A 24,288-nucleotide genomic window follows, 5' to 3' on the forward strand; every position below is an offset into this window, starting at 1 on the left:
AGAGTGAGGAGAGCTATACAGATGTGGCTTCAGCGTTTGCCGGTGTAGGAACTTCTTTCACGGATTTACATAAAGAGCTTCAGAATGAGATTAATAAAGTTGTAGGAGATAGTCTTGTTAAGCAGGATGATGCTACGAAGGTAATCAAGATAGGTGATGAAAAAGAGGGTAGTGCAATCACAATTTCAAACATGAATGGTGATGCACGTAGTCTCTCTGGCGTGAAAGCTGGAACACTTTCTGAAGGCTCGACGGAAGCAGTGAATGGTTCTCAGCTTTATTCCTTGAATCAGACGCTGGCGATGTATTTAGGAGGAGGAGCTAGCTATGAAGGTGGCGAATGGAGTGCTCCAAGTTTCAAAGTTAAGATCGTCAAAGAAGATGGTAGTGCCGTTGAAGAGCAGAGCTATGATGATGTTGCGTCTGCCTTTGCTGGTGTTGGTGATTCATTCACGAATATTCATAAAGAGCTTCAGAATGAGATTAATAAAGTTGTAGGAGATAGTCTTGTTAAGCAGGATGATGCTACGAAGGTAATCAAGATAGGTGGTGAAAAAGAGGGTAGTGCAATCACAATTGCAAACATGAATGGTGATACACGTAGTCTCTCTGGCGTGAAAGCGGGAACACTTTCTGAAGGCTCGACGGAAGCAGTGAATGGTTCTCAGCTTTATTCCTTGCATCAGACGCTAGCGATGTATTTAGGAGGGGGAGCTAGCTATGAAGGTGGCGAATGGAGGGCTCCGGAATTCAAGGTTGCGCAATTCAATTCTGATGGTAGTTCGTCAGAAAAGCAGATCTATCATGATGTAGCAGGAGCTTTTGATGGTGTCAGTGACGGTATGACGAGTATCAACGAGCGTATTCATGATGTTGAGAAGAATGTGGCGAGCAATGGTTTGAATTGGAATGAAAAAGAAGGTGCGTATGATGCGAAGCATGATGGTAAGTCGAGTAAGATTACGAATGTATTGGATGGTAAGATAGAAGAAGGCTCGCAAGAAGTTGTTAATGGTGGTCAGCTTTGGAGCACGAATGAGAGGGTAAAAGAGGTTGAAGACAAAGTAGATACGATAGATCAACATGTGAAAGATATTGAAGTAGCCGTAACAGATGGCGTTGTTAACTATGATAAAGATAGTGATGGGAAAAAGACCAATAGTATTACGTTAGTAGGAGGCAATGACAGCGAACCTGTTATGATAGACAATGTAGCGGCAGGCAAGATTGAAACAGGTTCTCAGCAAGCTGTTAATGGCGGTCAGTTGCATGATTATACTGAAGAGCAGATGAAGATAGTTCTTGAAGATGCCAATAAGTATACGGATGAGAAAGTTAGTGGTCTTGTCAATGATGGTGTTAACGAGTCGAAATCCTATACGGATATGAAGTTTGAGACATTGAATTATGCTATTCAGGATGTTCGGAAAGAAGCAAGACAAGCTGCTGCTATTGGTCTAGCGGTGTCCAACTTACGTTACTATGATATACCAGGATCTTTAAGTGTTTCATTTGGGAGTGGTTTATGGCGCAGTCAATCTGCACTTGCTATTGGTGCTGGTTATACATCTGAAGATGGAAATATTCGCTCGAATGTATCTGTGACAAGTGCTGGAGGTCATTGGGGAATAGGCGCTGGAATTACTCTGAGGTTGAGATGATAATAGAAAAAATGGCTGTTATTGTAAAAACGAGAAGTATGTTAGTAAAGGTTCTGCTGTTTGCTCTTGCCTTAATAGGCAAGAGCGAAAGCTTTGCCAACGAGAACAATAATATTTATACAGTGCATCCACCGCACTTATCGATACCTAAGGGAGAACCTGGCGAAACACGTCGAATTATTATGCAGTTTTATGATTGGACTTTGATTTGTGACGAAAAACAAAAGCTTAAACATAAGCAAGGTATATGTAATGTAACACAGACGGTTCATGATCAAGAAGGAAATACCATTTTTAGTTGGTCTCTTGTTTCTACGACAAGTGGTCAAGCAGTGATGCTTTTTCGAACATTGCCAAATTCTGATATAAATGTTCCGATTCAAATGTTTGTAAAAGATGTTAAAAAACCTGTTCTTATTAATTATACGCAATGTAATGAAACGGTTTGTTTGGCACAATCACCTGTAGGGCCGGTTTTGACTAAACAAATAGAGCAGAACAATAAGGTACGTATTTCCTATAAAACTAAAGAAGGTAAGGTATTTTCTTTTACTGTACCATTTAAAGGGTTAAATGCAGCACTTAATTCTTTCCGTCCTTAGAATCCATCGAGTATTTTTAACAAGAGTCATTTTTCCATAAATTGTTGTATTATATTTCTGAGTGTAAATTATAAGGTCAAATAAGTAAGAAGTTTTATATAATATGATATCGAGGTGATTTGTTGGAAAGAGTGAGAGTTTTATGAATATAAAGTCACAGTAAGTTCTTTATATGTAATAGAAAATCAAGTTAGTGTTTCCCGTAATGCTTAAAGAATGATTTCGTTAGTTATTAAAAGTAAAAAAGATGAGAAATACTCGATTTATTCCTTACAATAATGAGTAGACTAAATTCTTTTTTTAAGCTTCAAATGGATTTTTAAAGCGGTCTGATTATGCATTAATATTTTTCAGATAAATTTATAATTCTAGAGATTTTTTTGAATGATGGTTTTTATTGGTATTCACAAAATAACAGCTATTGTAATTGCATTTTGTGGTACTACAGAACTTTTATTCCAGCATAATCAAAGCCATTTCATCGCATATAACAGACGAAGCTCGTGTGTGGATAACGAGATTAAAAAAATTTTTTCTTATAAACCGTACTAATGTATAGGTTGTTGTAACCTTAAGAGTCAGCAAATAGTATGATAGTGTAGGTTTGTTACAATAGAGGTGTGCTCCGTGTGAATGGTATCAAGAAAAGAGCATAATTTATAAAAATTGATGTGAACGTAAACGATTAATTTATAGTTTTAAGTTCATAAAGAGATGCATGATTTCACGGAAACAACCGAAAGATTATACAAAAATCTGAATGATGTTAGTGTAGAAAATTTTAATGATAGAAAAAGAAAGAATGATTTCTTGTATATATCATTTGATGCTGCATTATTGCTTTATTTAGGAATGAGCAGAAGAGTTTTCGCGTTTATTTATTGGGGGAACGCTCAAGGGATAAGGGACATGACCCCGTTAAATTATGGTTCAAAAGAGTTAAAGCGAGGAGAAATATACGATACCAAAGCAGATCAGTTGTATGATCAGTGCGGTAGTAATACAAATAATCTTTCTGCATTGTCACGAACAGAGGCATACTCTGTCCTTGTTGATATAAAGAGACAACAGAGAAAAAAACATTATGAACAGAAACAGGTTTTTGTTCAATCTGAGACAGCTTTTGAGTTTCATAACCAGATAATGATAGGTACTCAAAAAACAAAAAAACTCAAAGCACCTTTTCTTCGACGGTTCCATCCAGTAAAATCTCCACCTCTTTATGCGGCACTTGATCTCGGAACAAATAATTGTCGTCTTCTTATCGCATCTCCCAGTAAACCTGGATATTTTCGTGTTGTTGATGCTTTTTCTCGTATTGTACGATTGGGAGAAGGTTTAATAAATAACGGTTTTCTTAATACACAAGCTATGGATCGTGCGATTGAAGCATTAAAGATTTGTCATTTAAAGCTAAAACAAAGGCATATTAAGCGTTATCGCTTGATTGCAACGGAAGCTTGTCGTTCTGCAGAAAATGGTAGACATTTTATTCAGCGTGTTTTGGAGGAGACAGGTCTTGAATTGGAAATTGTTGATCGGCAAACAGAAGCGCGTTTTGCTGTTACAGGGTGTAGTACACTTGTTGAACCAAATACTGACGCAATTGTGCTTTTTGATATCGGAGGAGGATCATCAGAAATTGTGCTACTGGATGTTTCTCAAAAGCGTTCTTTTCGTTTAGCTCGACAAATTATCGCTTGGACTTCTCTTCCTGTTGGTGTTGTTACGCTTGCTGAACGTTTTGGAGGGAATGATATTAGCTTAGACGATTTTGAAAAAATGAAAAGCTATGTGCGAGGGTTATTAAATAATTTTTCAGATCGTCATAAATTAGGAGAGTTAGCACAAGGTTCGAAGTTTCATCTTTTGGGAACCTCCGGTACGGTTACGACTTTAGCAGGAATGTATCTTAATTTAGAGCGTTATGATAGGAAAAAAGTGGATGGCATTTGGATGAATGATGCAGACATTACACTTATGACACAACGCCTATTATCATGGGATATAGAAAAACGTGTCATAAGTCCTTTTATTGGACGCGAGAGAGCAGATTTAGTTTTAGCTGGTTGTGCAATTTTAGATGTTATTCGGGAAGTTTGGCCAAGTCAGCGTTTAAGAGTTGCTGATCGTGGATTAAGGGAAGGAATTTTGATAGAGCTGATGTTACGCGATGGAGTATGGTGTCGTCATAGAAAGAGCAGAGATTTCAAGCGTTAGAGAATTAAATATGGAGACAATGAATAACGATGAAAAAAACAACAAAAACACCAAGAGGTGGCTATGGAGGTTCAGGGTCACATGAATTATATCAGCGCGTAAAAAAGAAAGCAGGAACCATTAAAGCTTCATCACGACGATGGTTAGAGAGGCATCTGAATGATCCTTATGTCCATCAATCAAAAGTAGATGGTTATCGTTCGCGTGCGGCTTATAAACTCATTGAAATTAATGAGCGCTATAGGTTTTTGAAAAAAGGTCAAAAGGTTATTGATCTAGGAGCAGCACCTGGGGGCTGGTGTCAGGTGGTTGAGCGTATAGTAGGGTCAAGTGATGAGGATCCTAGCGTTGTTGGTATTGATTATTTACATGTTGATCCATTACCTAGAGTTGCCATGTTGGAAATGGATTTTTTGCATACAGATGCACCGCAGAAATTAATTGAAACTTTAGGGACAAAACCGGATGTGGTTCTTTCTGATATGGCAGCGCCAACAACAGGTCATCGTCAGACGGATCATTTAAGAACGATTTATTTATGTGAAGTTGCGGCTGATTTTGCTCTTTCGGTTCTTAAGCCTGGGGGACATTTTTTAGCAAAGGCTTTTCAAGGAGGAGCAGAAAACACTCTTCTTACGATACTAAAACAGCATTTTAAAAAAGTCTATCATGTTAAACCACCCGCAAGCCGATCAGAATCAGTAGAGCTTTATCTTCTAGCGCTTGAATTTAAGGGAAAAACAAAAATACAAGAATAGCACCTTCTTTTAAGAAGACTTAACTTTACTTAACCTATTTAAATGCGATGATTTTTTTCTCAAAGAGTTATCAGCGATAGTGACAGTTTTTCTGTTATCAATGATGAAAAACTGGTAAAATTAATGTATTGCCTATAGAGGTAGAGAGATTGATTCCTCAGTGAGTGTTTCCAATGAAATTTCTTGATCAAGCTAAAGTTTATATTCGTTCTGGTAATGGAGGTTCTGGAGCAGTATCATTTCGTCGTGAAAAATTCATAGAATTTGGGGGGCCAGATGGAGGGAATGGAGGACGGGGTGGTGATGTCTGGGCTCTTGTTGTTGATGGGCTTAACACACTGATTGATTATCGCTACCAACAGCATTTTAAAGCAAAAACAGGAGGCCATGGCAAGGGGCGTAATATGACAGGTGAGAAGGGTAATGATGTCATCCTTAAAGTTCCGGTTGGGACGCAAATTTTTGAAGAAGATAATACAACGTTAATCTGTGATTTAACGGAAGTGGGACAGCGCTATCGCCTTGCAAAAGGGGGGAATGGCGGTTTTGGCAATCTTCACTTTACAACATCGACAAATCGGGCACCGCGTCGTGCAAATCCAGGTTTGTCTGGAGAAGAGCGTGCAATATGGCTTCGTTTGAAGTTAATTGCTGATGCGGGGCTTGTTGGTTTACCAAATGCTGGAAAATCAACTTTTTTAGCTTCTGTAACGGCTGCAAAACCAAAAGTTGCAGATTATCCTTTTACCACTCTACATCCTCATCTTGGTGTTGTACGTATTGATGGTCGTGAATTTGTTTTGGCTGATATTCCAGGATTAATTGAAGGAGCGCATGAAGGTGTGGGAATTGGAGATCGTTTTTTAGGACATGTGGAACGTTGTCGCGTACTGCTTCATCTAATTTCTTCTCAAGAAGAAGATGTTGCAAAAGCATATCAAATTGTGCGTCATGAACTTGAGGCATATGGAAATAATCTAAGTGATAAAACTGAAATTGTTGCTTTAAGCCAGATAGATACGCTAACGATTGAAGAGCGTGAAGCTAAACGGGAAGCTTTGCAAAAAGTAACGGATCAACCTGTTATGATGTTTTCTGCGGTTAGCCGCGAAGGTTTAGAAAATGTGCTGCGTGCTGGTGCACATATTATTGAAATGTCACGCAAAGAGGAGATCAGTGGGGATAGCAAGGTTGATTGAGATGGCTGTTGGATCGCAAAAACTTACACACTATAAACGTATTGTGGTCAAGATTGGATCTGCCCTTTTGGTTGATCCTCAGGCAGGTTTACGGGTTGAATGGCTTAAAAGCTTGATCAATGATGTTGTTGAATTACACAAAAAAGGCGTAGAGATATTATTGGTGTCTTCAGGTGCTATTGCTTTAGGAAGGACATTGCTACAGCTTCCTAAGGGGGCTTTGAAATTGGAAGAAAGCCAGGCATGTGCTGCTTTGGGGCAAATTGAGTTAGCAAAAACCTATGGTGATGCGCTTGCTCAACATGGGCTCAAAACAGGCCAAATTTTGCTCACTTTATTTGATACGGAGGAGCGAAGGCGTTATCTCAATGCACGTGCAACGATTGAGACGCTTTTATATTTGGGAGCTGTGCCTGTTATTAATGAGAATGATACTGTTGCAACAACTGAAATTCGTTATGGTGATAATGATCGTTTAGCTGCACGTGTGGCAACAATGGTGAGGGCAGATCTTTTAATACTTTTATCCGATATTGATGGTCTTTATACAAAGTCTCCCCATAGTGATCCTACGGCTGAATTTATACCTTTTGTTGCATCCATTACGCATGATATCGAAAAAATGGCAGATGTTGCTGCTTCAGAGTTTTCACGGGGAGGAATGAAGACTAAGCTTGAAGCCGGAAAAATAGCTAATGCTGCTGGAACGGCGATGATTATCACCTCAGGCAAGCGTATGAATCCTCTTGCTGCAATTGACAAAGGTGAACGCAAGAGTTTTTTTGCGGCAAGTAAGAAATCTGTCAATGCTTGGAAAACATGGATTTCTGGTCATTTAGATCCATCTGGTGTTTTGACGATTGATCAAGGAGCCATTAGGGCTCTTGAATCAGGAAAATCATTATTAGCTGCAGGGGTTATTGGCGTTGAGGGAAGTTTCCAGCGTGGGGATACGGTTGCAATTGTTGGTACAGATGGAGTTGAGATTGCGCGTGGACTTGTAAGCTATGACAAAGATGAGGCTGTACGCATTATAGGACATAAAAGTGAAGAAATCGAAGCTATTCTTGGGTATGAGGCGCGCTCTGCTATGGTGCATCGTAATGATATGATTGTACGTTTCTTGATCAATTCTGTTTAAAAAAGTTACTTTTGTTTTTATTGTTTTGGCAGAGTGGATGTTACGATGACTTTAGAAGAAAAAATGAAAGATATGGGACAAAAAGCACGCTATGCCGCTGCAGCATTGGCTGTTGCTTCTTCTGAGCAAAAGAACAATGCATTAGAAATGATCGCTTTAAGTTTAGAGGCTCAGTCAGATGAAATTTTACGGGCGAATTGTCAAGATTTAGAGAATGCTGCTCAGAATAATTTGAAAGCTGCAATGATTGATCGGCTAAAATTAGATGATTTGCGTTTACGTGCAATGATAGACAGTGTTCGCCAAGTTGCTCGTTTATCTGATCCTGTTGGGCAAGTGATGGATGAATGGACGCGTCCAAATGGGCTTCATATAAGTCGTGTACGAACACCTCTTGGTGTGATTGGCATTATTTATGAAAGTCGTCCAAATGTTACAGTTGATGCGAGTGCTTTGTGCTTAAAAGCTGGCAATGCTGCGATTTTGCGCGGTGGTTCGGATAGCTTTCATTCTTCTCATGCTCTTCATTTAGCTTTGGTACAAGGTTTAGAGCGCTCTGGTTTACCTAAAGATGCCATCCAAATGGTTGGAACGACAGATCGTGCTGCCGTTGGGGAAATGCTCAAAGGATTGGATGGAGCGATTGATGTGATCGTACCACGTGGTGGAAAGAGCCTTGTTGCCCGCGTTCAGTCTGATGCACGTGTTCCAATTTTTGCTCATTTGGAGGGACTTTGTCATATTTATATTGATAAATCGGCAGATTTAGATATGGCACGCAATATTGTTTTAAATGCAAAGCTGCGGCGAACAGGGATATGCGGTGCTGTTGAGACAGTTCTCATTGACGGCCAAGCATTAAAAAAATTTCTTCCTGTTTTAACTGCTTTACAGGAAAAGGGGTGTGAAATTCGTGCCACAGAAGATATTGTTTTTCTTATGCCAGATGTCAAATTAGCTTCTGAAGAAGATTGGTCGCATGAATATCTTGATGCTATTCTTTCTGTTAAAACGGTTGAGGGTGTTGAGGGAGCCATTTCTCATATCAAGCGTTATTCATCAGGACATACGGAATCGATTATTGCTGAGGATTTAGAAGTGGTGAAGAATTTTTTTAATCATTTAGATTCAGCTATTTTATTACACAATGCATCTACACAATTTGCTGATGGAGGTGAATTTGGTTTTGGAATGGAAATTGGTATCGCAACAGGAAAAATGCATGCACGTGGTCCCATAGGTGTTGAACAGCTAACATCATTTCAATATCACGTTAAAGGAAATGGTCAGGTTAGAGCTTGAGAACACCATTTTTTCCATGGAAAAATTGTATGCCACATGTTGAAAGATCTAATGTTGTGGGTCTTTTTGGTGGTTCCTTTAATCCACCGCATGCGGGGCATCTTCTTGTTGCAAAAATTGCCATTCGGCGTTTGCATCTTGATCAGTTATGGTGGATGATCACTCCAGGAAATCCTTTAAAGGATTGTACACATTTGCTCTCTTTAGAGGAGAGAATGCAATTAAGTTTTAAACTTATTGACCATCCAAAAATTCGCTTAACAGGTTTTGAACAGGCTATAGGGAGCAAAGTATCAGTAGATACGATTTTTCATATTCTTACCCATTACAGTGGCGTAAATTTTGTATGGATTATGGGGGCAGATAGTTTTGCGACGATACATCATTGGTATCGATGGCATGATATCGTCTCTATGCTTCCTATTGCGATTATTGATCGTCCTTTAGGCAATTGGTCAGCACTTTCCTCTCCTATGGCACATATTTATCGCCGTTTTCGTTTGGATGAGAGAGAAAGTAAGCGATTACCTTTTATCAAGCCACCAGTTTGGACTTATTTGCATGGACCTTTATCTTTTCAATCTTCAACAAACCTTCGTTTGAAGAAGAATGATTTTTCTTGAACATTTCATAAGATTCTGCTTCTCTTTAGAGAAGTCTCTTTTTTAGATTCCACAACGATAAGAAAGGATATTGATCTGAAAAACATTGCACACAAACACTCTTACGATATTATGCCTTCAAAAGAAAAAAAAGTTTTTTCTGTTAGTGAGAGTCTTGAAGTTATTCTCAAGAGTTTAGAAGATACAAAAGCAGAAGATATTGTTGCTATTGATATTCGAGGGAAGTCATCTTTGGCTGATTATATGGTCATAGCTTCAGCAAATTCGCAGCGTCATGTATCGTCTGTTGCTGATCATTTATTACATACTTGGAAAGATAGTGGGCAGGGGCTTGCGCGTGTAGAAGGGCTTGCTGGAGGTGACTGGGTATTGATTGATACAGGTGATATTATCATTCATCTTTTTCGTCCAGAAATTCGTCTTTTTTATAATTTAGAAAAAATATGGATGACGCCGGATTTAAACGATACGGCTTTGCTTCTCTTCGGAGATCATTAAAATGCAAATTTCTATTTTTGCGGTTGGTCGTATGAAAAGTGGGGCGGAGCAAAAATTAGTTCAGCATTATTTGGATCGTTTTTCTAAAATTTCTGGAGATGTAGGCTTTCATTTAAAAAAGTTACAAGAGATACCAGAAAGTCGTGCTCAAACAGTTTATCAACGTATGGAGGAAGAGGGGAGAAAACTTATTGAATTTTTACCTGAAAAATGTCGATTAATTGTGTTAGATGAGCGTGGAGAATCGATTTCGTCAATTTCTTTTTCTGAAAAATTGAGGCGTTATCGTGATGAGGGCATTCGAGATGTCGTCATTGCTTTGGGAGGACCTGATGGGCATAATGAACAAATAAGGAAGCGTGCTGATTTTCTTTTATCTTTTGGTTTGATGACGTGGCCACATCAAATTGCACGTATTCTTCTTACAGAACAACTTTACCGCGCTGTAACAATTGAAAATCATCATCCGTATCATCGTTTTTAATATTTTTGTTCAATTTTTAGCACTTATTTATATGTTTATTAATATTGTTTTAGCTGACACCATTTAAAGCATCTCTAATGTATACGATGAGGTGTCATGGTTTTTGCAAATGAAAAAGCTTCTTCATAGAAAGATGCTATATTTATATGAGGAGTGCGTCATATTTGTCATTCTGCTCTTGAGTATATTTTTTTGCTTTTCTGTATCGCATGCGGAAGATACAATGAGGAGTACGGAAGTCCATAAAGAATTAGGAGAAATTCGCCAAAATATTTCACTTTCGCGTGAGCGTGTTGCTTTTCTTATGCATCAAGTTGAGCATTTAAAAAAAGATCAACGTGTTTTGAGTGATGCACTCATAAAGGCGGCTAAAGAAGAACGTATAGTAGCAGATGATATTGCTAAAAGGGAAGAAAAGCTTAAAAAAATGATAGAAAAGCGGGTACAAGTCTATCAAAGTTTAAAAAATCGTCGTGCTGAATTTGCGGAAGTTCTTGCACTTTTGGAGCGTATGGGATTGAATCCGCCTCCTGCTCTTATGATACAGCCAGAGGACGCGTTGGCTTCTATACGTAGTTCTGTTTTATTAGGTACTGTTATTCCTCAGATGCAAGAGAAAACGCGAGATTTAACAGAAAAACTCAAGGAGTTGACCAATTTGAGTAATTCCATTACTACGGAATATAAGGCATTAAAGACAAAACTGCAAAATCAAGCAGAGCAGCGAAAACGTCTAGAGCTTTTATTAGACCAAAAAAACAAACTACAAAAAAAATCAGAAAAAGAACTTACAGAACAGCAACAAAAAAATATTGCTCTTGCTAAAAAAGCGCAGTCTTTGGAAGAATTGATTTTAGAGCTCGACCGCCAGTCAAAATTTAGCTCTGATGCATCAGTACAGGTACGGAAAAGTTTGCAATTGTTAGAACAGTCCAATTTTGAAAGCCGAAAAGGTTCTTTACTTTTTCCTGTTTCAGGAAAAAGAATACGTCATTCTAATAAAAGTTCGCAGATTACGCGCTTTGGTGAAACGATAGAAACAGAGTCAGGAGCTGTTGTTATATCACCTGTAGATGCTTTTGTTGCTTTTGCTGGGCCATTTCGTTCTTACGGACATTTAATCATTCTCAATGTTGGAAATGGTTATCATATCATTCTTACTGGAATGTCGAGAATTAATGTAAAACAGGGGCAGTTTGTTCTTTCAGGTGAGCCTCTGGGTATAATGGAAATGCAATTTATTTCAAACAGTGTTGCATTGGATATAGGAAAAACTTCTCCAATGCTTTACATTGAGTTTAGAAAGCAGGGGAAACCTGTAAATCCAACTCCTTGGTGGCAGACTGAAAAAATAAGAAGGAGCCAAAATGATTCGTAAAGTTATTCTTTTGGTCGCTGGGGTATTGCTCGGCGCCTGTTCAATGATTATGGTGCAGTCTGTTGCTGCGAATAATGAAGATAATGCATATAAAAAGCTAGCTATATTTGGCGATGTTTTTGAGCGTGTACGTATGCAATACGTTACAGTTCCAGATGATAAAAAGCTTATTGAAAACGCTATCAATGGCATGCTCACATCACTGGACCCTCATTCATCTTATTTGAATGCTGAAGAAGCCAAGGATATGCGGGATTCTACGAAAGGAGAGTTCGGAGGTCTTGGTATTGAGGTCACTATGGAAAAAAACTTAATTAAAGTTGTTTCACCAATGGATGATACTCCCGCTTCAAAAGCAGGTATTCTAGCAGGAGACCTTATTTCAAAAATTGATGATGTACAAACGAATGGTCAAACATTGAATGAAGCTGTTAATAAGATGCGAGGTGCTCCTGGAACACCAATTACCTTAACAATTATTCGTTCTGGCGTTGATAAGCCATTTGAAGTGAAGATTGTTCGTGATATTATCAAAGTAAAAGCGGTGAAATATCGGGTTGAGGGTGATATTGGATATTTAAGAGTTATCCAGTTTTCTGAACAGACATTAAATAATCTTCTAGCGGCAATTAAAGATATCCAATCTAAAATTCCTGAAGATAAGCTAAAAGGTTACGTCCTTGATTTGCGGCTTAATCCGGGTGGGCTTTTAGATCAAGCTGTTAATGTTTCGAGTGCTTTTCTCAATAAGGGTGAAATTGTGTCGACTCGTGGGCGCAAAAAGAGTGATGTGACAAGATTTGATGCGAAGCCAGGTGATGTCATCAATGGAAAACCGCTCATTGTTCTTATTAATGGTGGTTCAGCAAGTGCTTCTGAAATTGTTGCGGGTGCATTGCAAGATCATCGTCGTGCAACAATTTTAGGGACGCAGTCTTTTGGTAAAGGATCTGTTCAAACAATTATTCCTTTGGGTGAAAATGGGGCTTTACGCTTAACAACAGCACTTTATTACACGCCATCAGGCACTTCTATTCAAGGAACAGGGATTACGCCTGATATTATTGTAGAGCAACCACTCCCTGAAAAATATAAAGGTTATGATGTAAAAGTTGGTGAGTCTGCATTAAAAGGACATATCAAAGGAAAAAGAGAAAGTAATAAAGGATCTGGTTCAGCTGCTTTTGTTCCCAAAGACCCTAAAGATGATATTCAATTGAATGAGGCCTATAAACTGTTACGAGGTGAAATGTCAAATGCAGCATTTCCACCAGATCCCAATAAGGATGTATTAAAGTGAGAATTGATATCTATAGCTTGCGATTTTGAGGAATATTAAATGGATGCAGGTATTAATTTGAAGATTCTTCCATATCGCAAATGTGTTGGGATTGTTATCTTTAATCATGAGGGTAAAGTGTGGGTTGGGCGTCGTTTAATGATGCCCATTCATGCAGATATTGAAATATCTCATCGTTGGCAGCTTCCTCAAGGAGGGATTGATGAAAATGAAAAACCATTAGATGCAGCATATCGTGAACTTTATGAAGAAACGGGTATTCGATCTGTGAAGTTGATTAAAGAAGCACAAAATTGGTTCCATTATGATTTTCCACAAGAACTTATTGGGTGCACATTAACAAATAAATATCGTGGGCAAATACAAAAATGGTTTGCTTTCCAGTTTACAGGAAAGCTTTCTGAAATTGCGATTAATCCGCCACCAGATGGCAATAAAGCGGAATTCGATCAATGGAAATGGATTGATCTAGAAACCCTTCCGTTGATTGCTGTTTCTTTTAAAAAGCACGTTTATACGAAAGTTGTCAGCGAATTTCGAGGTAGCCTTAGACCATTATAAAAGCTATATGATTACGGGAAAGCTTTTTTTATTAAGATGCTTTATATTATAATAAATAATAAACATGTTTATCTTTTATGTAAAGAACAGGAATATAAAATGAAAAAGTTATTTAATTTACTTATAGTTTTTACTCTCTTGAGTATTTCATCTGTTGCATTTGCAACAAGTTCAAAGCCTCCTGCATCAAAAGATGCGGCAGCGACATTGCCAAATGGAGCTTCTTCTTTGACTGAAACCTACGGTTTGTGGACTATTAACTGTGGTATACAAGAAGGGAAAAGAATTTGTTTTATGCACCGTCAAGAAGTGAATGAGCAGGGGCGTGTTGTTGTGGCTATGGGCCTTACTCTCGATGCTGAGGGTGTTGTATCTGGTAATTTAACAGTTCCTTTTGGCATTTTGGTTTCTAAGCCTGTTCGTTTACAAGTTGATGAGGGAAAAGCTGTTATCGAAACCGGTATCCGGACTTGTGTACCAGCAGGTTGTGTGGTTCCTGTCGTTTTTGACAAAAATCACGTAGCAGCTTTACGTTCTGGAAAACAGTTAAAGTTGGCGATGACAATTGCTGCTGCAGGTGAACCAGCTTTGAATGATTTATTTGTTCAGCTAGATGGTTTTAGTAGTGCTCTTAATCGTTTGACTGCTTTGCAGAAATAATTTTAAAACTAGAAGCGGCCTTTAAAAGGCCGTTTTTAGTTTGTTTGTTTTTTATAATTAATAATTAAAACGATGAGATTTAAGATTAATCCTATAAGGGATATTCAGATTTTTTGCCGTTTCTTCTATTTTATGTGCTATTTTTAATTTTGATATTTGTTTTCTAACTGCATCGTCATTAAATAGAGAGATGAAGAATTTAGATGTCTGGTTTTTATTCAAGAAAAAAGAGTATTGAAATATAAAACCATTTTTTGATACACAGACCTGCTTTAATGAAGGTTTTCTATACGCTCTTCTGTTTCCTTGATTGAAAGGGATGACGCATGATTTATGCATTGCTTCGAACGATTGATTTGATTTTTGAGATTTATATTGATATTTTAATCGCTAGTGTCATTTTTTCTTGGCTTTATGTCTTTAATATCATAAATTCACGCAATCGCTTTGTTGTTTTGATAGGAAGCTTTCTATATCGTTTTACAAATCCCGTTCTAAGCCGTATCCGGAAAATTTTACCAAATTTGGGAACGATTGATATTTCACCTATTGTAGTGTTCATTATTATTTATTTTATTCGTGTTTTCATGTGGCGCGTTTACGCAAACATATATGTATAGAAATATTACTTGAGGCGAATACATGTTTTATCAAGTTGATAAAAATAACTTGATTTTGTTTGTGTATCTCATTCCCAAATCATCCGTTGACAAAATAATAGGGATTGAATGTAGGGATGGTGAAAAACAATATCTGGTTATACGCCTTCGTGCTGTTCCTGAAGATGGAAAAGCGAATAAAGCTCTCATTAAATTTCTTGCGAAGCAGTGGAAGATTTCAGCTTCTTCTATTTCTCTGAAAAGCGGCGCAACATCTCGCTACAAACAACTTTACTTTTCGACACATTTAGAAGAATTACAGCAGATATGGCAATCCTTTAGAGATTGCATCTCGTAGAAAAAATAAAGAATAAAGCCTATTTTTAAATAGGCTTTATTCTATTAAAATCGTTATATTTTTTTATTGCGCTCAACAGCTTGCTTAATTAATTCATGCGCAAAGTTTTTATCACGCCATCCTTCAATTTTAGCCCATTTTCCAGGTTCCAGATCTTTGTAATGTTTGAAGAAATGTTCAATTTGTTTGAGTGTAATCTCGGGCAGGTCTGTATAGTCATGAATATTGATATAGCGTTTTGTTAATTTTGTAGTGGGAATGGCAATAATTTTTTCATCTTTACCACCATCATCTTCCATCATTAGAGCTCCGATGGGGCGAACATTGATAACACAACCAGGCATAAGTGGACGGGTATTACAGATAAGGACATCAATAGGATCACCATCATCCGAAAGCGTATGAGGGACAAAACCGTAATTTCCAGGATAAACCATTGATGTATGAAGAAAACGGTCAACAAATAATGCACCCGACTTTTTATCCATCTCATATTTTATTGGTTGCCCACCAAGGGAGACTTCCACAATAACGTTAATATCTTCTGGTGGATTTTTGCCTACGGGTATTTCCTTAATATTCATAGAGACATCCTTTCTGGAATATAGTGAGGCTCAATACAATTAAATATTTTACCAAAGAGATTATGAAATTAACTTGAAATTGATGTACGTGTTTTTTCAAAACGTTTACGTTCATTAGGATCAAGATAGAGTTTGCGGAGACGAATATTTTTAGGGGTTACTTCCACAAGTTCATCATCTTGTATCCACGATAAGGCGCGTTCTAATGTCATTTTAATGGGAGGCGTTAACTTTACGGCCTCATCTTTTCCAGAAGCGCGCATATTGGTGAGTTTTTTCCCTTTTAAGACATTGACTTCTAAGTCATTATCTCGTGAGTGGATGCCAATAATCATACCTTGATAGACTTTCACACCCGCATCGATGATCATAGGTCCACGATCTTCAAGATTAAAAAGAGCATAAGCGACAGATTCACCGTTGTCATTTGAAATCATAACACCATTAACACGACCAGCAATGTCTCCTTTATAAGGTTCATAAGCATGAAAAAGGCGATTCATAATTGCTGTACCACGTGTGTCCGTTAAAAGTTCAGATTGATAACCAATGAGTCCTCGGGTTGGTGCATAAAAGACAAGGCGGACACGATTACCTCCAGAAGGACGTAATTCCACCATTTCGCCTTTACGTTCAGACATTTTTTGTACAACAGTACCGGAATATTCTTCATCAACATCGATAACAACTTCTTCGATTGGCTCAAGAGTTATTCCATTTTCATCTTTTTGCATAACAACACGTGGGCGTGAAACACTAAGTTCAAATCCTTCACGGCGCATATTTTCAATGAGAACTGCAAGCTGTAATTCTCCTCGTCCTGAAACGTAGAAAGAATCTTTATCGACTGATTCTTCAATTTTAAGAGCGACATTGCCTTCTGCTTCTTTTAACAATCGGTCACGAATGACACGACTTGTTACTTTATCGCCTTCAGTTCCAGCAAGGGGACTATCGTTGACGAGAAAACTCATAGTAACAGTAGGAGGATCAATTGGTTGGGCAGTAAGGGGTTCATTGACAGTAGGGTCACAGAAAGTATCAGCAACGGTACCTTTTTGTAGACCTGCAATCGCAACAATATCACCAGCACTTCCTTCTTCAATAGGTTGCCGTTCTAAGCCACGAAATGCTAAAATTTTTGAAATACGCCCAGTTTCTAAAAGTTTTCCATCTTGTCCAAGAACCTTGACATTTTGATTGGGTTTTAGAGAGCCAGAATGAATCCGTCCTGTAATAATTCGTCCCAAAAACGGATCCGCTTCAAGAATAGTTCCAATCATGCGAAACGGTCCTTCTGCTACACTAGGAGAAGGGACATGCTGCGTCACAAGATCAAATAAAGGACCTAATCCCTGATCTTTTGGTCCCTCTGGGGCTTCAGCCATCCATCCATCGCGTCCAGATCCATAAAGAATAGGAAAATCAAGCTGTTCATCGGTTGCGTCAAGAGCAGCGAAAAGGTCAAAAACCTCATTAATGACTTCATCAACGCGTGCATCCGGTCGGTCAATTTTATTAATAGCAACAATAGGGCGCAATCCTACTTTCAATGCTTTGCCAACGACAAATTTTGTTTGTGGCATTGGTCCTTCAGCAGCATCAACAAGTACAATGGCTCCATCAACCATATTGAGGATGCGTTCAACTTCTCCACCAAAGTCAGCGTGTCCTGGTGTATCAACAATATTAATTCGAGTATCTTTCCAAACAACAGATGTCACTTTCGCTAGGATTGTAATTCCGCGTTCTTTCTCAATATCGTTTGAATCCATCATACGTTCGCTTGTACGCTGATTATCACGGAAGTTTCCTGATTGCTTGAGAAGCCCGTCTACAAGCGTTGTTTTCCCATGGTCAACGTGGGCAATGATGGCAATGTTACGCAATTGCATAAATTTTCTTCTTTTCGTTTAATGAAATTTCATTTGAGGCAAAGTCGTTACATTCTTTGCCTGACTATTAAAAAATCTTTTACATGTTTTTTTATAATTTTGGAAGATGGAGGCAATATTTTTATGGCAAAACTATTTATCCAAGTCTTTAAGGCTCTATTGAGCTTCAATTTCTGAAGCTTCGTAAAAGTTTTTTATAGTACGTATGTTCTATTCTCGAGCTAAAAATTATCCCAAAAATCACAGTCAATTTGATTTTTATCAATATGACACAAGAAATTTATATGAATTCTTGTAAGAGTAAGTAAGTATAAAGCTAGCGATATTGTTGTTGTTGTTTTGCAAAGAGATTGATAAAAATCCGGAATATCTCTTAATCCATAGCCAATTTATTGACAACTTTACAATATTTTTATTCTAAATAAAGCTTTTTCTTATTCCATAACTTGTCAATCAAAATCCAGATCTAATGCAACCGTGTATTTGAGGTAAATATTGAGACGATTAAGAATTTTATAAGAAGTTCTAGCTTTTGTATGCCAGATTAGGGCAAGAGTTATATCTGTTTGATTTATTTATGAACTCGGAATACAGTCTTATTTAGAAAGAATATGAAGGCATCCAAAGAAAATTCCCATCTTTGCCGTTAATCCAATTTATGATTTCAAAAGCATCTAAAGTAATATCTTTTAAACCATGGAGATAGTGCATTGCCTTACACTTTTGTTAATTGCACTCTCTAATAGGAGTATGCTTTTCATGCCAAACAGAACACTTTAAACAGAATATACTTTTTGTTGCATATTCATGTACTTAAGAGAGATTACTTAACGTACACTACATCCATTCCATGATAGGGCTCATAAATGATATAACATACGCGAATAGTATACTATTAACGCCTTTGTGAAGAAATATAAAGCCTGTTGAGTATCATCATTATTATTCTTTCTCAGCTGTCAATATTGCGCCAGTTTTTGATACGAGAGAGGATATAAGAAGTATTTTATTTTTTCTTGAATAGTTTTTAGCCATACACCGATCTCGTTTGTGACTGGCAAGAAGATGACTTTAATCGATTTAATATGAGAAGCTTTATGATGAGGTAAAATTACGTTATTCGGAGCTGTTATTCAAAAAAATAATAAATTATCTATAGAGCGGTGTGCTAGAAAATAAATAATAAAGCTTATTCTCTTATGGAAAGAATCTTAGGTTACATGACAAGATTTTTCCATAAGTAAGAGTTTTTACTTTACATGTTTAAAGAAGAGTTCCTGACAAAATGAGAGAAGCTACAGAAAAGTAGATTATAATGCCCATGACATCTACTAAAGTTGCCACAAAAGGAGCAGAAGCACTTGCTGGATCAAATTTTAAACCTTTAAGAATAAAAGGCAACATAGATCCAGAAAGAGAACCAAAGGTAACGATTCCAACTAAAGCTGTACCCACTGTTGTCGAAATAGCAATCCAATGTTGGCCATAGTCGTAGATACCTAGTTTTTGCCAAAGAGCAATGCGCGTAACACCAATAATTCCTAGTAAGAGACCAAGGGATAGTCCTGTTGGAATTTCACGAATGATCACTTTCCACCAGTCTTTCAACGTGAGTTCACGTAAAGCCAATGCACGTATAATAAGGGATGTAGCCTGTGAGCCGGAATTTCCTCCTGAGCTCATAATGAGAGGTATGAACAGTGTAAGAATAATCGCTTTTTCGAGTTCTGTTTCGAAATGTTGCATAGCGCTTGCTGTCAGCATTTCACCGATAAAGAGTAAAGCGAGCCAGCCTCCGCGTTTTTTCATCATTTCAGGAAACTTAATTTGCATATAGGGCTTATTAAGTGCTTCCATACCCCCAAATTTATAGGCATCTTCATTCATTTCATCGACCATAGTATCAAGCACGTCATCAACGGTTACAATGCCAATGACATGGTTACTTTCATCAACTACAGGCACAGAGAGAAGATCATGGCGCTGGAAAAGGCGTGCGATATCTTCATGATGTGTGAAAGGTGATATTGTAATGGGCGAGTCATGGGTAGGGACATTAAGAATTTGTTCATCAGGTGAGGCAAGAATAAGGTTACGCAGGGAAACAGCTTTGAGAAGAGTACCTGTTTTGGGGTCAATTACATAGCTGGTATAAACTGTTTCACGTGTTCGCTCGACCTCACGAATGTGATCCAAAGTTTTTTGTATGGTCCAGTTTGAAGGAACGGCTATAAACTCTGTTGTCATCAGTGCTCCTGCTGTATGATCAGGATAACTGGTGAGTTTTTTAAGTTCAGCGCGCGTTAAGGGGTTAAGCAAGGCATAAAGTCGTGTACGGGTTTTCTTATTCATTTCTTGAAAGACGTCTGCAGCAGCATCAGCAGACATGCCGTCAAGAATTTCAACAGCACGATTTATAGGGAGAAGTTCTAGGATGGCAGCAGGTTGCTCAAGCTCTGGTTTATCAAAAAGTTCGATAACATAATCAAGAGGCAGAAGACTAAGAATAGTTACACGTTCCATGATATCGAGCTCATTGATGATATCAATAGAGTCTGCAAAATGCTGGTTCTTTAACTTTTCAGCGAGAGCTTCAGGAGAAAAATTTTTGAAGTCGAAGGCCGTTTTGATTTCAGTCATGATAAAGTACCTCCTGAAGAGTTGGAGAGTTGTAAATCTAGATAATAGATGAGATAAAAACAAAAGTTTATGGAAGATTTAAAAAAACTCCCCAGCTATATTCCCAATTGTTAATATTTGAAGTAAAGTCAAGGGTAAATTATAAGTTATAAACAAGTTTCTGAATCACTAAAACGAGAATACAGCTTAATTTGAGGATAATATAAAAACGTAAATGTAAAAATCAGTTCTGATTTTACCATCATTTCTTTAATGCAGTTTGCGATTTTCAAAAGAATCTACAGCGATATTTTATAAAGAGTGGAGATTATGCTTTTCTCCAAGTGTTTTTGTTAATATGCAATTCTATTGTGATGTGCGAGCGAATAATCTTTATTGCTTCAATATAATATGGTTTGAATGAAAGAACTTTACGATTTTCAGGTTTTTTATTCAATAGCGTTTTGAAAGGTAGTTTTGAAACTCACGAAATAGTTTTAGTATGTTATCAATTTGTGTCGTAAAGATAATTGTTACAGTTTAAATTTATAATGGAGACATAAAGTATTATGACAAAAGCAGCAGTGCTGGACTGGAAGGGATTTTCAGGTCTTCCTGATTTTTCTTCTATAAGTGACGAAGATTTTAAACCCGCTTTTGAACAGGCACTTCAAGAAGCAGAAGAAGAACTAGAGGCAATTGCGATGGTGCAAGAACCACCAACGCTTGAGAATTTTTTGCAGCCTTTTGAGCTTTGCGGTAAAGCGCTTGATCGTGTCTGTTCAATATTTTTCTTACGCACCAGTGCTCATACGAATGTATTAATTCAACAGCTAGAGCAAGAGTTCGTTGTAAAACTTTCTCGTTATTCTTCAAAAATGATGATGGATGCACGGATATTTGCGAAAATAGATATGCTTTATAAACAGTCGCAGTTGGGCAAATTTGAGAGTGAAACAACACGTGTTCTTGAATTATGGTGGAAAAAGTTTGTTTGTCATGGGGCAAAACTCGATGAAAAAGCTAAGAAACGGCTTTTGGAAATTAATGAAAGACTTGCTTTTTTAAATGCTACTTTTGGACAAAATGTCTTAAATGATGAAGCTGAATGGATTCTGTTTTTAAAACAAACAGACTTATCTGGTTTACCGCAAGATCTCATTGCTTCAATGAAGGAAATTGCGTGTGAAAGAGGCAATGAAGAAGCGTATGCATTAACACTAGCACGTTCGATTGTTGAACCTTTTTTAAAATTCTCTGATCGTCGTGATTTGCGTGAGGTTGCATTCCAAGCTTGGGCTAAACGTGGTGAAAATAATAACAAGAATGATAATAAAACAATTATTGTAGAGATTGTTGCGCTTCGAGATGAGCAGGCTAAATTATTGGGATATAAATCTTTCGCAGATTTGAAGCTCGATAATACTATGGCTAAAAGTGTTGATTCCGTTATGGATTTGCTTATGCCTGTATGGGAGCGCGCAAGAGCGAAAGCTTCTACTGAGCAAATTGACTTACAAAATTTTGCCAACAATCAGGGCAGCAATGAATCTTTAGCTGCTTGGGATTGGCGTTATTATGCTGAAAGACTTCGCACTGAAAAACTTTCTTTCGATAGCGCTGAGATTAAATATTATTTTCAGCTTGATCTTATGATTAAAGCGGCTTTTGGGGTAGCCGAAAAACTCTTTAGCATTACATTTGAAGAAAAAAACGCTGTTACACTTTGGCATCCTGATGCACGTTTGTGGGAAGTAAAAAAGTCTGATGGAAGTCTACTTGGGCATTTTATTGGTGATTATTTTGCGCGTTCTTCAAAACGCTCCGGTGCGTGGATGAGTAGTTTGCAATCACAACATAAATTGGATGGCGGACAAAAGCCTATTATCTACAATGTTTGTAATTTTGCTAAACCACCTAAAGGGGAAGTTGCTCTTTTATCACTTGATGATGCACGTACGCTTTTCCACGAATTTGGACATGCATTGCATGGTTTGCTTTCTGATGTCACATGGCCATCTGTGTCGGGAACATCTGTTTCACGTGATTTTGTTGAGCTACCTTCTCAACTTTACGAACATTGGTTAACAGTACCAGAGATATTAAAATCTTATGCTATACATACAAAAACAGGTCATCCTATGCCACAAGAGTTGATAGATAAAGTCTTAGTAGCACAGACATTTAATGCAGGATTTTCTGCCGTTGAATTTATCTCATCAGCTTTAGTGGATATGGCTTTTCATCAAGGCGAAACAGTCACTGATCCAACAGTGTTTGAACGCCAAGAATTAGAAAAGTTGCAAATGCCTGATACAATTATTATGCGTCATCGTCCCCCACATTTTATGCACGTGTTTGCGGGGGATGGTTATGCATCTGGTTACTATTCTTATATGTGGTCGGAAGTCCTTGATGCTGATGCTTTTCAAGCTTTTGAAGAAACGGAAGATGTTTTTAATTCAGAGCTTGCTGATAAGTTGAAACGTTTTATTTACTCCGCTGGAGGAAGTCGTGATCCAGAGGAGCTTTATAAAGCTTTTCGGGGACGAATGCCTTTACCAGAGGCAATGATTAACAAACGTGGACTATAAGATATAACGGTATGGTTAACACCATGCCGTTTTCATATTATTCGAAAGGTGCAGTTGCGATTTATGCAAATTTTTTCTTCATTATAGCTCTGTAAACAGAGTTTTTTTATCTTATTCGCTTTTTGTTTATAGAGGAAAATAGATTTTGTATTTTAAATAGACATTATGGGAAAGAAAAATTATCAGCTCGATCTTTTTGATGCCCATTTGGTGGAAACCATGATTTTTTTATAAAACTTGACTTTCTTTTGCCTAAAAGGTGAGTGTTTTTTTGTACCATATCATCGAGGCTCATTGGAAGCTGACGCATAATTTTACTCCGCTCTTGATTCTCTGATTCTTGTATAAGTTTTTGAATAGCTTTATCGGTTGAGTATGAATTTTCATGAGAAAAGGCGTGAAAATTTAAAATATTTTTCAATGGTTTTTCTAAATAAGAGGTAAGTTTTTTCTTTCCTTCAGGGGTGAAATGCATGCCATTATTGGTGCGTAATTTGGTTGTTTTTCCATTAATATCATAGCCTGAAAAAGAAAAAAATCCTTCTTCATCACTAAAGCCGCTCCAGATATCGAGAAAATACCCTCCTGCTGTTTCTGTTTCTTGTTTATAGAGCGCATTAAAAATTTTCATTTTTTGTGTCAAAAGGTCATTTCCAAAAGAAGGTTGACCTATCCATATCCATGATTTTCCAGAGGCGTGAAGACTTTCAGTAATTTCGATAATTCTTTGTTTGTAGATGCGTATCCATTCTGACTGATCTGTGTTAATCATGTTATGAGAGTCTGTGATGGGTTGATTATCATTTGCACCGATCATCATGATAATAACATCGGGGCTATTTTGGTCAATGAGTTTAGAAATATTGCTTTGCCAAGAATAATAATCCGTTCGAACTAAGCCGGAAGCTGGTATTGTGTTGTTCATGATAACGATATCGCTATTATTTATAAAAAACTTTTTAAGTGCATCGGCAACAGCAGAGGCTGCAAAATCCCCTACAACAAGAATGCGTTTTGCATTCTCATTTTTTAGCTTTTGTATGTTTTTTTGTGTTACGATTTTTTTTTGCGGCTTGTCTATTTTTTGTTCTATAATTTGCGGTGGCTGCTGTGTCTGTTTGTTTTGTTGTGATAACCATTTGAAGAAGTTCGTTGCTTTACTTGGAGATGGCTGTAAGATCCCCACAATAGAAAGTGAAAACAGCAATAATGTCAAGTATATCAGGCGAAAAGAAGACAAAACCTTAGTCTC

The 24,288-nt window shown here is 37.5% G+C and carries 21 protein-coding genes; 17 read left to right on the forward strand and 4 right to left on the reverse strand.

From position 1 onward, the window contains the following. From ACFING_RS03920 to ACFING_RS03995, 16 genes are all read left to right on the forward strand, one after another. A partial coding sequence (locus ACFING_RS03920; RefSeq protein ID WP_375629983.1) for a Vomp family autotransporter occupies positions 1-1,661 on the forward strand: 1,661 nt, incomplete at its 5' end. Next, a complete protein-coding gene (locus ACFING_RS03925) occupies positions 1,658-2,263 on the forward strand; it encodes an invasion associated locus B family protein (RefSeq protein ID WP_273790643.1) in 606 nt (201 codons plus the stop codon). The genes ACFING_RS03920 and ACFING_RS03925, both read left to right, overlap by 4 nt. Before the next feature lie 909 nt (positions 2,264-3,172). Beyond that, complete coding sequence (locus ACFING_RS03930; protein WP_375629985.1) at positions 3,173-4,483, forward strand: Ppx/GppA phosphatase family protein; 1,311 nt, start codon at positions 3,173-3,175, stop codon at positions 4,481-4,483. Positions 4,484-4,512: 29 nt separating this feature from the next. After that, the gene (locus tag ACFING_RS03935; RefSeq protein WP_375629986.1) at positions 4,513-5,241 is read left to right on the forward strand and encodes an RlmE family RNA methyltransferase; all 729 of its coding nucleotides are present in this window, start codon (positions 4,513-4,515) and stop codon (positions 5,239-5,241) included. A gap of 173 nt (positions 5,242-5,414) precedes the next feature. Continuing rightward, a complete protein-coding gene (gene obgE / locus ACFING_RS03940) occupies positions 5,415-6,440 on the forward strand; it encodes a GTPase ObgE (protein WP_375629987.1) in 1,026 nt (341 codons plus the stop codon). A gap of 1 nt (position 6,441) precedes the next feature. Further along, the gene (gene proB / locus ACFING_RS03945) at positions 6,442-7,581 is read left to right on the forward strand and encodes a glutamate 5-kinase (RefSeq protein ID WP_375629988.1); all 1,140 of its coding nucleotides are present in this window, start codon (positions 6,442-6,444) and stop codon (positions 7,579-7,581) included. A gap of 45 nt (positions 7,582-7,626) precedes the next feature. After that, a complete protein-coding gene (locus ACFING_RS03950) occupies positions 7,627-8,883 on the forward strand; it encodes a glutamate-5-semialdehyde dehydrogenase (RefSeq protein ID WP_375629989.1) in 1,257 nt (418 codons plus the stop codon). Positions 8,884-8,912: 29 nt separating this feature from the next. Next, positions 8,913-9,506, forward strand: coding sequence for a nicotinate-nucleotide adenylyltransferase (locus ACFING_RS03955; RefSeq protein WP_375629990.1), 594 nt, complete (start codon positions 8,913-8,915; stop codon positions 9,504-9,506). 111 nt (positions 9,507-9,617) lie between these two features. Beyond that, positions 9,618-10,004 (forward strand): ribosome silencing factor, encoded by a 387-nt coding sequence (rsfS, locus tag ACFING_RS03960; protein ID WP_375610572.1) that lies wholly within the window; start codon positions 9,618-9,620, stop codon positions 10,002-10,004. A 1-nt stretch (position 10,005) separates the two neighbouring features. Next, positions 10,006-10,488 carry a 23S rRNA (pseudouridine(1915)-N(3))-methyltransferase RlmH gene (rlmH, locus tag ACFING_RS03965; RefSeq protein WP_375629991.1) on the forward strand — a complete coding sequence of 161 codons (483 nt, stop codon included), beginning with the start codon at positions 10,006-10,008 and terminating at the stop codon, positions 10,486-10,488. Positions 10,489-10,621: 133 nt separating this feature from the next. Further along, complete coding sequence (locus tag ACFING_RS03970; protein WP_375630013.1) at positions 10,622-11,866, forward strand: murein hydrolase activator EnvC family protein; 1,245 nt, start codon at positions 10,622-10,624, stop codon at positions 11,864-11,866. Beyond that, the gene (locus ACFING_RS03975) at positions 11,856-13,166 is read left to right on the forward strand and encodes a S41 family peptidase (protein WP_375621160.1); all 1,311 of its coding nucleotides are present in this window, start codon (positions 11,856-11,858) and stop codon (positions 13,164-13,166) included. Before ACFING_RS03970 ends, ACFING_RS03975 begins: the two co-directional genes overlap by 11 nt. A gap of 39 nt (positions 13,167-13,205) precedes the next feature. Beyond that, positions 13,206-13,727: an RNA pyrophosphohydrolase gene (locus ACFING_RS03980; RefSeq protein ID WP_375621161.1), complete on the forward strand. Its 522-nt coding sequence runs from the start codon at positions 13,206-13,208 to the stop codon at positions 13,725-13,727. Positions 13,728-13,826: 99 nt separating this feature from the next. Beyond that, entirely contained in the window at positions 13,827-14,387 is a 561-nt protein-coding gene (locus ACFING_RS03985) for an invasion associated locus B family protein (protein WP_273790632.1), read from the forward strand. 326 nt (positions 14,388-14,713) lie between these two features. Then, entirely contained in the window at positions 14,714-15,007 is a 294-nt protein-coding gene (locus ACFING_RS03990) for a YggT family protein (RefSeq protein ID WP_375621162.1), read from the forward strand. 22 nt (positions 15,008-15,029) lie between these two features. After that, on the forward strand, positions 15,030-15,344 hold the full coding sequence (locus ACFING_RS03995) for a DUF167 domain-containing protein (protein WP_375621163.1): 315 nt from the start codon (positions 15,030-15,032) through the stop codon (positions 15,342-15,344). A gap of 53 nt (positions 15,345-15,397) precedes the next feature. Here the strand turns inward: ACFING_RS03995 and ppa are convergent, their stop codons facing one another. The 3 genes from ppa to mgtE form a co-directional block, all read right to left on the reverse strand. Beyond that, on the reverse strand, positions 15,398-15,928 hold the full coding sequence (gene ppa / locus ACFING_RS04000) for an inorganic diphosphatase (RefSeq protein WP_273790629.1): 531 nt from the start codon (positions 15,926-15,928) through the stop codon (positions 15,398-15,400). A 68-nt stretch (positions 15,929-15,996) separates the two neighbouring features. Continuing rightward, the gene (gene typA, locus ACFING_RS04005; protein WP_375629992.1) at positions 15,997-17,823 is read right to left on the reverse strand and encodes a translational GTPase TypA; all 1,827 of its coding nucleotides are present in this window, start codon (positions 17,821-17,823) and stop codon (positions 15,997-15,999) included. Positions 17,824-19,086: 1,263 nt separating this feature from the next. Continuing rightward, positions 19,087-20,463, reverse strand: coding sequence for a magnesium transporter (gene mgtE / locus ACFING_RS04010; protein WP_375621166.1), 1,377 nt, complete (start codon positions 20,461-20,463; stop codon positions 19,087-19,089). Between the two features lie 548 nt (positions 20,464-21,011). Here mgtE and ACFING_RS04015 point away from each other — a divergent pair. After that, positions 21,012-23,036 carry a M3 family metallopeptidase gene (locus ACFING_RS04015; RefSeq protein ID WP_375629993.1) on the forward strand — a complete coding sequence of 675 codons (2,025 nt, stop codon included), beginning with the start codon at positions 21,012-21,014 and terminating at the stop codon, positions 23,034-23,036. A 163-nt stretch (positions 23,037-23,199) separates the two neighbouring features. Here ACFING_RS04015 and ACFING_RS04020 read toward each other — a convergent pair whose 3' ends face one another. After that, positions 23,200-24,276, reverse strand: a complete 1,077-nt coding sequence (locus ACFING_RS04020; protein WP_375629994.1) for an SGNH family hydrolase — start codon at positions 24,274-24,276, stop codon at positions 23,200-23,202. Positions 24,277-24,288: the final 12 nt, after the last annotated feature.

Source organism: Bartonella sp. AP150HLJHH (assembly GCF_042196385.1).
In the GTDB taxonomy this organism is placed as follows: Bacteria; Pseudomonadota; Alphaproteobacteria; order Rhizobiales; family Rhizobiaceae; genus Bartonella.